This is a genomic window from Burkholderia anthina (assembly GCF_001547525.1).
GTDB classification, from domain to species: domain Bacteria; phylum Pseudomonadota; class Gammaproteobacteria; order Burkholderiales; family Burkholderiaceae; genus Burkholderia; species Burkholderia semiarida.
The window spans coordinates 1,092,105-1,106,330 of sequence record NZ_LNJP01000003.1; the positions used below are offsets into that span (position 1 = coordinate 1,092,105).

The 14,226-nt window shown below is 67.3% G+C and carries 4 protein-coding genes and 1 pseudogene; 2 read left to right on the top strand and 3 right to left on the bottom strand.

What is annotated here, in order from left to right:
• The first annotated feature begins 182 nt into the window (after nucleotides 1-182).
• On the top strand, nucleotides 183-3,116 hold the full coding sequence (locus tag WS64_RS25125; RefSeq protein ID WP_060968044.1) for an ESPR-type extended signal peptide-containing protein: 2,934 nt from the start codon (nucleotides 183-185) through the stop codon (nucleotides 3,114-3,116).
• A gap of 217 nt (nucleotides 3,117-3,333) precedes the next feature.
• Nucleotides 3,334-4,029 (top strand): response regulator, encoded by a 696-nt coding sequence (locus WS64_RS25130; protein ID WP_059638838.1) that lies wholly within the window; start codon nucleotides 3,334-3,336, stop codon nucleotides 4,027-4,029.
• 91 nt (nucleotides 4,030-4,120) lie between these two features.
• Here WS64_RS25130 and WS64_RS25135 read toward each other — a convergent pair whose 3' ends face one another.
• The 3 genes and pseudogenes from WS64_RS25135 to WS64_RS25145 all read right to left on the bottom strand — a co-directional run.
• The gene (locus WS64_RS25135) at nucleotides 4,121-4,846 is read right to left on the bottom strand and encodes a LuxR C-terminal-related transcriptional regulator (RefSeq protein ID WP_060968045.1); all 726 of its coding nucleotides are present in this window, start codon (nucleotides 4,844-4,846) and stop codon (nucleotides 4,121-4,123) included.
• Nucleotides 4,847-5,174: 328 nt separating this feature from the next.
• Nucleotides 5,175-5,882, bottom strand: a complete 708-nt coding sequence (locus WS64_RS25140; protein WP_060968046.1) for an OmpA family protein — start codon at nucleotides 5,880-5,882, stop codon at nucleotides 5,175-5,177.
• A gap of 102 nt (nucleotides 5,883-5,984) precedes the next feature.
• A pseudogene (locus WS64_RS25145) lies at nucleotides 5,985-14,069 on the bottom strand (YadA-like family protein); the annotation flags it as partial.
• Nucleotides 14,070-14,226 lie beyond the last annotated feature (157 nt).

Here is a 14,226-nt window from a genome sequence, read left to right on the forward strand (position 1 = left end):
TCCAGCGGCTGTCTTTCCCCCTCCCCAGTCCTTTCACGGCCGCCCCATCGCGGCGGCCCGTTCGCGCGTGTAGGACACGCCCTACAAACATCGCTTCGCGAATAGGTTTTGGACGACAGATTCGGACGAGGCCGATCCATACCATGGACCCATCAACCTGACGAACTGAAAGGAGTGGGTCAATGAACAAGACGTATCGCAACATCTGGAACACGGCGACGGGCACCTGGACGGCCGTAGCGGAAACGGCGCGCTCGCGCTCGAAGGGCTCGGCGCGCGCGGCGCGCCAGGCCGTGGCAGTGCTCGCGCTGGGCAGCGCATCGATCGGCGGCGCGTTCGCGGCCGATGCGTGCACGACCGAGGACGGGAAAGGAGGCTCGCTCGATGCGGCCGGCGTGTGCAAGGTCACGGCGCCGCGCACGATCGGCACGAGTTCGATCGGCACGATGGCCGCTCTTGAAGATACCTTCTTTAAAGCCAATCCCGGTGCTAGCGCTGGCGCAGCGACGGCTGACGGGAGTGGCGGAATCGCCGTAGGTGCGTTATCGCATGCGACTGGTGAGTTGTCGGTCGCTCTCGGCTACCAAGCAAATGCATTGGGTGAGCGGACGATTGCAATCGGCTCTGGCTCAGGCGTGAATGCTGCCGCACAGTACGGTATCGCCATTGGGCGTCTGGCCACGGTCTCCGACGCGGGCGTGAACAGCGTGGCCTTGGGGCAGGCCAGCGTCGCGGATCGACAGAACACCGTCTCTGTCGGTTCTACGGCCCTGCAACGCCAGATCACGAACCTCGCAGCCGGCACGCAAGCGACTGACGCGGTGAACGTGAGCCAGCTTCAGCCGGTCGTGACCGCTCTCGGCGGCGGCGCCACCATCAACTCGACGACGGGCGCCGTGACCGGCCCCACGTACACGCTCGCCAACGGCGGCACGCAAACGACGGTCGGTGACGCACTCGGCGCACTCGACGGCAACATCACGACGATCAACAACAAGCTGGCCACGGTCGTCACCGACGATTACGTGAAGGTCGACACGACGTCGGGCGCCACGGCCGCACAAGCCGGCGTCAGTGCACTCGCAGTCGGTGCAAACGCGCAAGGCACCGGTAGCCGAGCAACGGCCGTCGGCAACAACTCGGTCGCGAGCGACGCGAATAGCGCCGCATTCGGCATGGGCACGACGGCTTCGGGCAACGCGAGCACCGCCATCGGCGCATACGCGTCCGCCACGGGTTATCACTCGTCGGCACTTGGCGTGGCTTCCATCGCATCGGGATCGGAATCCGTTGCGATCGGCACCAACTCACGTGCCGATCGCGACAACAGCGTGTCGGTCGGTTCTTCGACACTGCAACGCCAAATCACCAACATGGCCGCCGGCACGCAGGGCACCGACGCCGTGAACGTGTCGCAACTTTCGCCGGTCGTGACCGCTCTCGGCGGCGGCGCCGCCATCGATCCGACGACGGGTGCCGTGACCGGCCCGACGTACACGCTGACCAACGGCGGCACGCAAACGACGGTCGGTGGCGCACTCGGCGCACTCGATGGCGCACTCACGACCGCCAACGGCAACATCGCACGCAACACGGGCGACATCGCCGACCTGGCCAGCCAGATCGGCAGCGGCACGGTCGGCCTCGTCCAGCAGGCCGGCGCGGGCGCGAACATCACGGTCGGCGCGAACACCGATGGCACGGCCGTCGACTTCACCGGCACGGCCGGCGCGCGCAAGCTGACCGGCGTCGACGCAGGCGCGGTCACGGCCACCAGCAAGGACGCGGTGAACGGCTCGCAACTGCACGGCGTGTCGAGCAGCGTCGCATCGGCCATCGGCGGCGGCTCCACCGTGAACGCCGACGGCTCGATCTCCGCGCCGAGCTTCTCGCTCGGCGACGGCAGCGGCGGCACGACCACGGTTCACTCGGTCGGCGACGCGGTGACGAACCTCGACGGCCGCGTGACGACGAACGAAGGCGCGGTCGCATCGCTGGCCGACCAGATCGGCAACGGCAAGGTCGGTCTCGTCCAGCAGGCGGGGCCGGGCGCGAACATCACGGTCGGCGCGAACACCGACGGCGCGGCGGTGAGCTTCGTCGGCACGGCCGGCGCACGCAAGCTGTCGGGCGTCGCCAACGGCGTGAACGACGACGATGCGGTGACGATCGCGCAGTTGAAGGCCACCGGCCTCATCGACTACACGGGCAAGGAAATCGCGGCCGTCACGTATGACGACATCTCGCTCGGCAGCGTGACCTTCGGCGGGACGGGCGGCACGAAGCTGCTCAACGTCGCGCCGGGCCTGATCGCGGCGGGCAGCATGGAAGCCGTGAACGGCGGCCAGCTGCACGACCTTCAGGAGCGGTTCGCGCAGGAATACGCACGACTCGACGGCCGCGTCGGTAACCTCGAATCCGGCGGCGGCTCGGGTGGCAGCGGTGGCGGTGGCGGCAGCGACGGCAACGTCGGCCGCGGCACGGGCGGCGACGGCTCGCTCGTGGTCGGCAACGGCTCGGTTGCTTCGGGCGAGAACAGCACGGCGGTCGGCCAGGGCGCGGTTGCGTCGGGCGACAACGGCTCGGCGTTCGGCCAGGGCTCGGCGGCCAGCGGTTCGAACAGCTCGGCCATCGGCCAGGGCTCCGTCGCATCGGGTTCGGACAGCACGGCCATCGGCCAGGGTTCGAAGGCAACCGGCAACGGTTCGGTGGCGATCGGCGCGGGCTCCGTGGCGGATCGCGACGACAGCGTGTCGGTCGGCTCGGCCGGTCACGAACGTCAGATCACCAACGTCGCGAACGGCACCGCACCGACCGACGCCGTGAACGTGCGTCAGCTGGATCAGCGTATCGGCGAAACGAACCGGATGATCAACGACGTCGCGAAGAACGCGTACGCCGGTGTCGCGGCGGCGATGGCGATGCCGAACCTGACGCCGTCGCAACCGGGCAAGACCGTCGTCGCGGCCGGCGCCGCGAACTACAAGAGCGGCTCGGCGATCGCGGCAGGCGCGACCTACCGGACGCGCGACGGCAAGTGGCTGATGAACGGCGCCGTGTCCGTCACGTCGACGGGCGACGCAGGCGTGCGTGCACAGGTCGGCTACGAGTTCTGACCGGACGGCTCCGCGTCGCGCGGAGCCTCTACCCGAAGCGGGGGAGCGATCCCCCGCTCGTTCGGCCGACGGCCGGTGACGGTTCCGGACGAGCCGCCACCGGCCGTCGGCGCTATGGCTTCGCGTGCGGCCTGCTTGCACGCCGCACGCGGATGCTCTCGCACCGATCTCCATCGCACGGCGCCCACTGCGCGCCGCAACATGCAGGTACACCGACATGCCAGGAAATTTCCCCATTCGCATCGTGATCGCCGACGACCATCCGGCGGTCGTCATCGGCGCACGCTACGAACTGTCCGCGACGAATACGCTCGCGGTGGTCGCGACCGCCGGCAACTCGACGGAACTGATGGAAGCGCTCGCGAGCCATCCATGCGACGTGCTCGTCTCCGACTACGCGATGCCGGGCACCGAATTCGGCGACGGCCTCGCGATGTTCACCGCGATCCTGAAGCGACACCCGAATCTGCGCATCGTCGTGATGACGATGATGGAGAACGCGGTGGCGCTGCGCGCGCTGATCGAACTCGGCATCGCGTGCGTGGTCAGCAAATCCGATATGACGAGCCACCTGACGATGGCGATTCACGCAGCCTATACGAACGGCCGCTACCTGTCGCCTTCGATGGACCGGATCCTGCGCGCCGCCGGCAACGCGGGCGGCAAGGCGCCGGCGTTGTCCGCGCGCGAGCTCGAAGTGATTCGCCTGTTCGCGTCGGGCCTGTCGGTCAACGCGATCGCCGATCAGTTGAGCCGCAGCAAGAAGACGATCAGCACGCAGAAGAGTTCGGCAATGCAGAAGCTCGGAATCGAGCGCGACGTCGATCTGGTCCGCTACGCGATTTCGTGCGGGCTCGTGTCCGATTACGGTTACGCGACGACGCTGCCGGCCGTCGACGACCATCCGCGCTGACGGTACGACGACCATTCCGGCGCACGGCCGGCCAAGCCCCCCGGCGCGGATGATCGCGCACCAGCTTCTGCCGATGCGCGCGGCACGCCGGTCAGTCCGGCTCGGCGCGCCCTTTCCCCTCTCCTTCCTGCTCCGCCGCCTTGCCCTCGCCGCCCGACGCGGCGACGATGCCGTTCTCCATCGCGTAGCGCAGCAGGTCGATATCCTTTTCCACGCCGAGCTTCTGCATCGCGCGCGCCTTCTGCGTGCTGATTGTCTTCTTGCTGCGGCTGAGCTTGTCCGCGATCTCGTTGACGGTCATCCCCGACGCATACAGCCGCACGACCTCGATCTCGCGGCTGCTCAGGCTCGGCGCCTGGTCGACGATCCGCGCGCTCGAATGCGCGGACAACGTGCGCACGACTTTCTCGACCGACGGCGAATAATAGGTGCCGCCCGTGGCGGCCGCATGCACGGCCGGAATCAGGTGATCGATCGCGTCCGATTTGCTGACGATGCACGCGATGCCGAGCCGCACGAGCGCGCCGACCACCGCCGCGTTGTCGAGCATGGTGAGCACGACCAGCTTGACGTCCGGGTAGTTGCGTTGCAGGTAGGAGAACAGCGCGATGCCGTCGCCGTGCACGTTGTCGGGCATCGCGTAGTCGGATACCAACACGTCGCATACCTTCGCATCGAGCAGCGCGATCAGCTCGGTCGAATTGCCGGCCGTGCCGGTGAGCCGGATCGTCGGCACCGACGACAACCCGTGCTGAACGCCGACGAGCAATGCCGGGTGGTCGTCGGCCAGTACCACACGTATCTGATAGCTTCCCATAGTCGTCCGAGTATTCACCGCTGTCGCGGGCGGCCGAACGGCTGCCCGATGGCCGGCGACGGCGCATGCGCGCCGTTCTTTCTGGATCGTGATTGGGCGCTAGTTTCGCATGAAACCGGGGCCGGCCGCCAAGGTCGGACGGGAGCCGCCCGCCGCGCGGCGCGCCGCCAATGAAAAAAGCCGCCGGCTCGGTCGGAGCGGGCGGCTTGGCATGCCTGCCGGGACAGCGGGGTGCGGCGGTCGATCGCGCCCCGCTCCTCCATCGGCTCGTGACCGACGAAGGCCCTGGCGGCGCCGGCGAACCGGCGCCGCGCGATACGTCAATGCGTCATTTCACGTCCAGGCGGATCTCGACGCGGCGGTTCTGCGCGCGACCGGCCGCGGTCGCGTTGGACGCAACCGGATCGGCGGCGCCGAGGCCTTCCGCGACGAACGATCGGGCCTGCAGCCCGTTCGCGCGCAGATACTCGACGACGGTGCGCGCCCGCGCTTCCGACAGCGCGCGGTTATGCGCGGCGCCCCCGGTCGAATCGGTGAAACCCGTGATCGACACGCGCGCGAATTCCATGCCGCGATTGGCCGCGATGAAGCGATCGAGATCGTTGCGGGCCTGCGTGGTCAGCGCCGCGCTGTCGGTCGCGAAATTCGCGTCGCCCTGCAGCAGCACCTGGCGCGGCTGAACCGGTTGCGGCGCCGGCTGCTGCGGCGCCGGTGCCGGCGCGGGCTGCGCGACGGGCTGCGGCTTGCCGCAGATGAACGTGATTTCGCGCGGATCCTTCATCGGCGCGCGGCTGTAGACGCGGTCGATCATCTCGAGCGGCGTGAAGCCCTGCCCGCGGCAGAACTCTTCCGCCGCGCGCGCGCACGCATTCGCGCTGCCGAGCAGCCCGTCGCAGCTCACGCGGAAGATGTTGTCCGGCTTGCCCGGCACGGATACCGCGCGAATGTCGTAGGTGAGCCCCGATTGCGTCGTACACGCACCGAGCGCCATCGCGAACGCGCCGATCGACGCGACGCGCAAAAGCTTTGAAGTCATGGTCTTGAAATGGCGTCCGCCCGCGGGCGGACGCGCTTGTCTGAGAAGGTTGAAAATCGGAACGGCATCGCACGGGCGGGGCGCTCGGCCCCGCCCCGCGCCTTACCACTGGTACGACGCGCCCACGCCAACCGTGTTGCCGCCGCTCGACAGACCCACGCCGGCCTTCATCTTCAGGTTCTGCGTGATGCGGGCCTCGCCGCCGAACGCCACCGCCTGATAGCCCTTGTAGGTCGCGCCGCCGACACCGAACGACAGCGTCTTGCCCGGATCCACGCCCGGGATCATCGTCAGCGCGGTGGCTGCCGCGATCCCCGAGTACGCGTTCCTCGACACGTCGTTGATCTGGCCCGTCAGACCGCCGACCGCACGGTCGAGCTGGCCCCGCGTCGCCGCGTCGTGCTCGTTGATACCGTCCGCGATGTTGACGATGCGGCGGTTGGTGCCGGGATCGGTGCCGTCGCCGAACGAGACGGTGTTCGCCTCGTTCGCCACGGCGCCCGAGCCGATCGCCACCGAACCGCTGCCGCTCGCGTTCGAGCCCTGGCCGATCGACGTCGCGTTCTCGCCGTTCGCGGCCGAGCCCGCGCCGATCGCCGTGCCGCCGCCGGCAGCCACCTTCGAGCCGGAGCCGATCGCCGTGCCGTCGTTCACGCCGGCGCCGACCGACGCGCCCGAACCTGCCGCCACGTTGCCGGTGCCGGTGCCGGGGTTCGCCGCCGACGAGCCGCCTGCGGTCCGGTCGGTCGCGCCGAAGTACGGGTTGGTACCCGTGCCGCCGCCATTGCCGTTGCCCGGGCCGGGGCGCAGCTCGAGGCCGCCGACGCGGTCGTCGAGGTTGCCGATCTTGTCGTTCAGCGCGCTCAACTGCCCGAAGTTCACCGCGTCGTACTGGCTCGTGCCGTCCGCGACGTTCGTCAGCTTCACCGGCGCGGGCGCCCCCGTTCCGCCGAGCGTGACGCTCGTATGGTTCAGGTTGTCATACTTGACCGCCATCGAATCCGTCACACTGGAGCTGGCCGCGGCCTGGATCGCGCCTTCGATCGTCTTGTAGCGATCGCCGTTGACTTCGATCGACGTGCCGATCAATTGACCGTTCGGGCCGACCGTCGTACCGCCGCCGATCGTGTCCGCGATGCTCTGCGCCGTGCCGTACAGCTGCGAACCGTTGATTGCGTCCGTGCTGGTCGCGTTCACCGCGCCGGCCTTCACGTTCGTCACCGTCGTGCCGTTCGTGCCCTTCAGCTTCACTTCGTCGAAGTCCGCCGATTCGTCAGCGTTCTGGCTGTACGTCACGGCGAGCGACGTCACGCCCGCACCCGGGTTCGTCGGATCGACCGGTGCGACGAGGCCAGCGTCCTTCAGCTGCGCGACGTTCACCGCGTCGGTGTCGTCCGTGCCGGCCGCGACGTTCTTCAACTGCACCGGGCCGGCCGACTTGCCGCCGCCCAGCGTCACCGCGTTGTAGTTCGGCGTGCCGTTCGCGTTGCGGTCGTACGTCACCGCGGCGATCGATTGACCCGTCACCGGATCCACCAGGCCCGAATCGGCAAGCTGGTTGTTGATCACCGTGATGTTCTTCGTGTTGGTCGCAACACGGCCATCGAGGTTGTCGAGCGCGTCGCCGACGTTGCGGTAGTCGACCTTCGCCGCGGCGTTGGCCGGATCGGTCAGCGAATACGTCGGCGCCGTCACGTTGCCGTTGGCGTCGACGGCCGAGCCGCCGCCCAGCGAATCCGCGACGCTCTTCGACACGCCGTACAGTTGCGAGCCGTTCACCGCGTCCGTGCTGGCCGCGTTCACCGCGCCGGCCTTCACGTTCGTCAGCGTCGTGCCGTTCGCGCCCTTCAGCTTCACTTCGTCGAAGTTCGCCGAACCGTCCGCGTTCGTGCCGTACGTCACCGCGAGCGATGCCAGACCCGCACCCGGGTTCGTCGGATCGACCGGCGCGACGAGGCCAGCGTCCTTCAGCTGTGCGACGTTTACCGCGTCGGTGCCGTCCGTGCCGGCCGCGACGTTCTTCAACTGCACCGCGCCGGCCGATTTGCCCGCACCCAGCGTCACCGCGTTGTAGTTCGGCGTGCCGTCCGGGTTGCGGTCGTACGTGACCGCGGCGATTGCCTTGCCGTCGTCGCCGATCAGGCCCGAGCCCTTCAACTGGCTCACGTTCACTGCATCCGCGTCGGCAACGCCAGCCTTCACGTTCGTCAGCGTCGTACCGTTCGTGCCCTTCAGCTTCACTTCGTCGAAGTTCGCCGAACCGTCCGCGTTCTTGCCGTACGTCACCGCGAGCGACGTCACACCCGCACCCGGATTCGTCGGATCGACCGGCGCGACGAGGCCCGAATCCTGCAACTGACCCAGGTTCACCGCGTCATCGCGGTTCACGCCGTTCGCCACGTTCGACAGCGTCACCGGGCCGGCCGACTTGCCACCGCCCAGCGTCACCGCGTTGTAGTTCGGCGTGCCGTCCGCGTTACGGTTGTAGGTGACCGCAGCGATCGACTTGCCATCGTCGCCGATCAGGCCCGAGCCCTTCAACTGGCTCACGTTCACCGCGTCCGCGTCGGCAACACCGGCCTTCACGTTCGTCAGCGTCGTACCGGCCGTGCCACCGCCCAGCGTGACCTTGTCCTTCGTCGCGCTGTCGTACGTCACTGCCAGCGACGTCAGGTTGCCGCTGCCGTCGTTGCCAACCAGGCCCGCGTCCTTCAACTGACCGAGGTTCAGCGCGTCGCTGTCTTCCTTTGCGTTCGCGACATGCTTCAGTTGCGTCAGGTTCGTGCCGTCGCCCAGCGTCACCGAACCGTAGTTCGGCGTGCCGTCCGTGTTACGGTCGTACGTGACCGCGGCAATCGACTTGCCGTCACCACCGATCAGGCCCGAGCCCTTCAGCTGGCTCACGTTCACCGCATCCGCGTCGGCAACGCCAGCCTTCACGTTCGTCAGCGTCGTGCCGTTCGTGCCCTTCAACTTCACTTCGTCGAAGTTCGCCGAACCGTCAGCGTTCTTGCTGTACGTCACTGCCAGCGACGTCACACCCGCACCCGGGTTCGTCGGATCGACCGGCGCAATCAGACCGGAGTCCTGCAACTGACCGAGGTTCACCGCGTCCTGACGATCCGTACCATCCGCAACGTGTTTCAGTTGCGTCGGGTTCGTGCCGTCACCCAGCGTCACCGAACGGTAGTTCGGCGTGCCATCCGTGTTGCGGTCGTACGTCACCGCAGCGATCGCCTTGCCGTCGTCGCCTATCAGGCCCGAGCCCTTCAACTGGCTCACGTTCACCGCATCCTTGTCCGCAACACCGGCCTTCACGTTCGACAGCGTCGTGCCGTCCGTGCCGCCGCCCAGCGTGACCTTGTCCTTCGTCGCGCTGTCGTACGTCACCGCCAGCGACGTCAGGTTGCCGTTGCCATCATCGCCGACCAGACCCGAGCTCTTCAGCTGGCCGAGGTTCAGTGCGTCGCTGTTTTCGGTTGCGTTTGCAACATGCTTCAGTTGCGTCGGGTTCGTGCCGTCGCCCAGCGTCACCGAACGGTAGTTCGGCGTGCCATCCGCGTTACGGTCGTACGTCACCGCGGCAATCGCCTTGCCGTCGTCGCCGATCAGGCCCGAGCCCTTCAGCTGGCTCACGTTCACTGCGTCCTTGTCTGCGACGCCTGCCTTCACGTTCTTCAGCGTCGTGCCGTCCGCGCCGCCAGCCAGCGTCACCGAACCGAGGTTCGGCGTGCCGTCCGTGTTGCGGTCGTACGTCACCGCGGCAATCGACTTGCCGTCGTCGCCGATCAGGCCCGAGCCCTTCAGCTGGCTCACGTTCACTGCGTCCTTGTCCGCAACACCGGCCTTCACGTTCGACAGCGTCGTGCCGTTCGTGCCGCCGCCCAGCGTGACCTTGTCCTTCGTCGCGCTGTCGTACGTCACTGCCAGCGACGTCAGGTTGCCGCTGCCGTCATCGCCGACCAGGCCCGCGTCCTTCAGCTGACCGAGGTTCAGCGCGTCGCTGTCTTCGGTTGCGTCTGCGACGTGCTTCAGTTGCGTCGGGTTCGTGCCGTCACCCAGCGTCACGGAACGGTAGTTCGGCGTGCCGTCCGTGTTACGGTCGTACGTGACCGCGGCAATCGACTTGCCGTCGTCGCCGATCAGGCCCGAGCCCTTCAGCTGGCTCACGTTCACCGCGTCCTTGTCTGCAACACCCGCCTTCACGTTCTTCAGCGTCGTGCCGTCCGCGCCGCCGGCCAGCGTCACCGAACCGAGGTTCGGCGTGCCGTCCGTGTTACGGTCGTACGTCACCGCGGCGATCGATTTGCCATCGTCGCCAATCAGGCCCGAGCCCTTCAACTGGCTCACGTTCACCGCGTCCGCGTCGGCAACACCGGCCTTCACGTTCGTCAGCGTCGTGCCGTTCGTGCCGCCGCCCAGCGTGACCTTGTCCTTCGTCGCGCTGTCGTACGTCACTGCCAGCGACGTCAGGTTGCCGCTGCCGTCATCGCCGACCAGGCCCGCGTCCTTCAGCTGACCGAGGTTCAGCGCGTCGCTGTCTTCGGTTGCGTCTGCGACGTGCTTCAGTTGCGTCGGGTTCGTGCCGTCACCCAGCGTCACCGAACGGTAGTTCGGCGTACCGTCCGTATTACGGTCGTACGTCACCGCGGCGATCGCCTTGCCGTCGTCGCCGATCAGGCCCGAGCCCTTCAACTGGCTCACGTTCACCGCGTCCTTGTCTGCAACACCCGCCTTCACGTTCTTCAGCGTCGTGCCGTCCGCGCCGCCGGCCAGCGTCACCGAACCGAGGTTCGGCGTGCCGTCCGTGTTACGGTCGTACGTCACCGCGGCAATCGCCTTGCCGTCGTCGCCGATCAGGCCCGAGCCCTTCAGCTGGCTCACGTTCACCGCGTCCTTGTCCGCAACGCCGGCCTTCACGTTGGTCAGCGTCGTGCCGTCCGCGCCGCCAGCCAGCGTCACCGAACCGTAGTTCGGCGTGCCGTCGGTGTTACGGTCGTACGTCACCGCAGCGATCGCCTTGCCGTCGTCGCCTATCAGGCCCGAGCCCTTCAGCTGGCTCACGTTCACCGCGTCCTTGTCCGCAACACCGGCCTTCACGTTCGACAGCGTCGTGCCGTCCGTGCCCTTGAGCGTGACCACTTCGAAGTTCGGCGTACCGTCGCTGTTCTTGCCATAGGTGACCGCCAGCGGATCGGTGCCGCCGCCCCCGCCGCCCAGATTGGCCAGCGCATCGAGCGCATCGCCCACGTTGCGATAAGTGGTGCCGCCGATGGTGTACGTCGGGTTCACGATGGAACCGTCCGCACCAACCGATGCATTGCCGCCGAAAGCCGCCACGGCCTCCTTCAACTGGCTCACGTTCACCGCGTCCGTGTTGTTCGTACCGCGCGCGACGTAAATGATCTGACGCTGCTGCCCCGTCGAACCCACCGACACCGAGTTCAGTCGATCCGCCACCGAGTTCGAGCCGAGTGCGACCGAGTTCGTCGCCGCCGCCTGCACCTGCGCAGCGCGGCCGATCGCGACCGAATTCGTCGCTGCCGAAGCGACGTTCGACAACGTGCCGAACGCGATCGAATCAGCGCCCGCCGCGCTGGACGTATTGCCGATCGCAAACGCGTTGGAGCCGGCCGCATTCGAATTCAGGCCAAGCGCCACCGCATAGTTGCCGCCAGCATTCGCACCGTTGCCGAGTGCCGTCGCGCCCGTGCCGGTCGCGTTGCTGTTGGCGCCGAAGGCCATTGCGTTGTTGGCCGTTGCCTTCGCACCGGCACCCAGCGCGATCGAGCTGGTGTTGGTCGACGTTGCGCTCGCACCGATCGCGATTCCGGTCGTGCCGGTCACGTTGGAATCGGCGCCGATCGCCACGCCATAGGATTTGTCGGCGACCTTTGCGTCGTCCGAACCGTCACCCGCGCCATCGACCTTCACATACGGGTTGTCGACGGTTGCGATAGCCTCGTTCAACTGGCCCAGGTTCACCGCATCGGTCTTCTCCGTACCGGCCGCGACGTTCGCGATCTGGCGCGCCTGCGCTGCCGATCCGACGGAAACCACGTTGGCTCGATCAGCCACGCTGCCCGTGCCCAATGCCAAGGCGTTCTGCGCAGTGGCGCTCGCACCATAGCCGATGGCCGTGGCGCCCACCGCCGTCGCCGCGGACCTTGCGCCCAGCGCAGTCGCGTTCGAGCGAACGGTATTCACGCCCGTCGAAGCCAGAGCCTCGGAGCCGATCGCCGTCGAGGACGATCCCACGGCGGAAGCGGACGAACCAAGCGATACCGCGTAGTCCCCCACGGCTTGCCCGGGCGCATTCAGGGAGTCGCTGAGCGCTGCATTACCAATGGCAATATCTCGATTCCCCGTTACCGATGCGGCCGTACCGATACCATTCACTTTGATATATGCATCGTCCAGGGCGGCCGTCGTACCGATCGAATCGGTCGAGAAACGCTTGTCGAGTGCGGCCACCTTGGTGTTCACTTCGTCGATAGCCGATTTCGTGCCGGTCGACACGCCGCTGACCAGTGCCGTAACCTGGCCGACCGTCGCCGCATCCGACGCGGCATTGCCGTCAGCCAGGTTGGTGATTCGACGCGTCAGGCCGGTCGACGAATTACCCACCGATATCGTGTTGATCTGGTCCGCCACCGAGCCGAGGCCGAGCGCAACCGCGTTCAGTGCCGTCGCTTGCGCGGCCACACCCGTGCCACGGCCGCCGATATACGGGTTGCCGTTTGCCACGCTCTGCTGCAACTGCTGCACGTTGACCGCGTCGGTCGCCGCGACACCCGCGGCCACGTTCGACAGCGTCACCGGGCCGGCCGACTTGCCGCCGCCCAGCGTCACCGCGTTGTAGTTCGGCGTGCCATCCGCGTTACGGTTGTAAGTGACCGCGGCGATCGCGCTGCCGTCGTCGCCGACCAGGCCCGAACCCTTCAACTGGCCCACGTTCACCGCGTCCGTATCCGCAACACCGGCCTTCACGTTCGTCAGCGTCGTGCCGTTCGTGCCCTTCAGCTTCACTTCGTCGAAGTTCGCCGAACCGTCAGCGTTCTTGCCGTACGTCACTGCCAGCGACGTCACACCCGCACCCGGGTTCGTCGGATCGACCGGCGCAACGAGGCCCGAGTCCTGCAACTGGCCGAGGTTCACCGCGTCATTGCGATTCACGCCATCCGCCACGTTCGACAGCGTCACGGGTCCGGCCGACTTGCCGCCGCCCAGCGTCACCGCGTTGTAGTTCGGCGTGCCGTCCGCGTTGCGGTTGTAAGTGACCGCGGCGATCGCCTTGCCGTCGTCGCCGATCAGGCCCGAGCCCTTCAGCTGGCTTACGTTAGCGGCATCCGTATCGGCAACACCCGCTTTCACGTTCGACAGCGTCGTGCCGCCCGTGCCGGCCAGCGTGACCTTGCCCTTCGTATCGTCGTCGTATGCCACTGCCAGCGGGTTCGCAGTACCAGCGTTATCGGCCACGTACTTCTTCAACTGGTCGACGTTCACCGCATCGGTCCCGGCCGTGCCGGCCTTGACGTTCGCGATCTGACGTTGCAATGCAGCCGAACCGACGGAAACGGTGTTGTCGCGATCCGCGACGGAATCCACGCCGAGCGCGACCGAGTTGACCCCCTGCGCATTGGCACGGAAGCCGAGGCCGACCGCTGACGCACCGCCTGCAGACGAACTCTGGCCGAGCGCTATCCCGTTGATGCCGGTGACCCGGGCGTTGCTGCCGACCGCGGTGGCATTGACGGCACTGCCGGCGGCGACGTTACCGATCACCACACTGTTGGCATTCGTGGTCGCGGCCTGGCTGCCGATTGCAACCGAGCCCGTGCCGGCCGAGGTGGCGTTCGGGCCCGTCGCGACCGAGGCACTACCGGCGGCAGAGCTGCCCGTGCCCACTGCCACGCCGGCGCCGCCGCCCATCGCGCTGGCATTGGAACCCAGAACCGTCGCACCGGAACCGATGTGTTTTGCATTGGTACCGATCGTGATCGTGCCGACACCACCGGCCGTTGCGCTATTACCGATCGCGATCGAGCCGGTCGCGCCTGAAACATCACCATCGATGACGCGGGCATTGGTACCGATGGCTACGCCGTTGGTCGGAACAAAACGGCCGCTCGCGACGACCCCGGCACCATCGCCGAGCGCCACGCTGCTGTCGCCAGCCGTCCTCGCCGACGCGCCGATCGCGACGGAGTGAAAACCGGCGCCCGTCGTTGCGGATCCGACCGCGACGGAACTGGAGCCACTGGACGTCACGTTTTGTCCGATGGCAACCGCATTGGCACCCGTCGCATTCGCGTGATTGGCGCTCGTGCTGTTGACCATGAAA

Coding starts and splice junctions, on each gene's coding strand:
- WS64_RS25140 (WP_060968046.1), bottom strand. CDS start 5,882: ATGACTTCAAAGCTTTTGCGCGTCGCGTCGATCGGCGCGTTCGCGATG.
- WS64_RS25135 (WP_060968045.1), bottom strand. CDS start 4,846: ATGGGAAGCTATCAGATACGTGTGGTACTGGCCGACGACCACCCGGCA.
- WS64_RS25125 (WP_060968044.1), top strand. CDS start 183: ATGAACAAGACGTATCGCAACATCTGGAACACGGCGACGGGCACCTGG.
- WS64_RS25130 (WP_059638838.1), top strand. CDS start 3,334: ATGCCAGGAAATTTCCCCATTCGCATCGTGATCGCCGACGACCATCCG.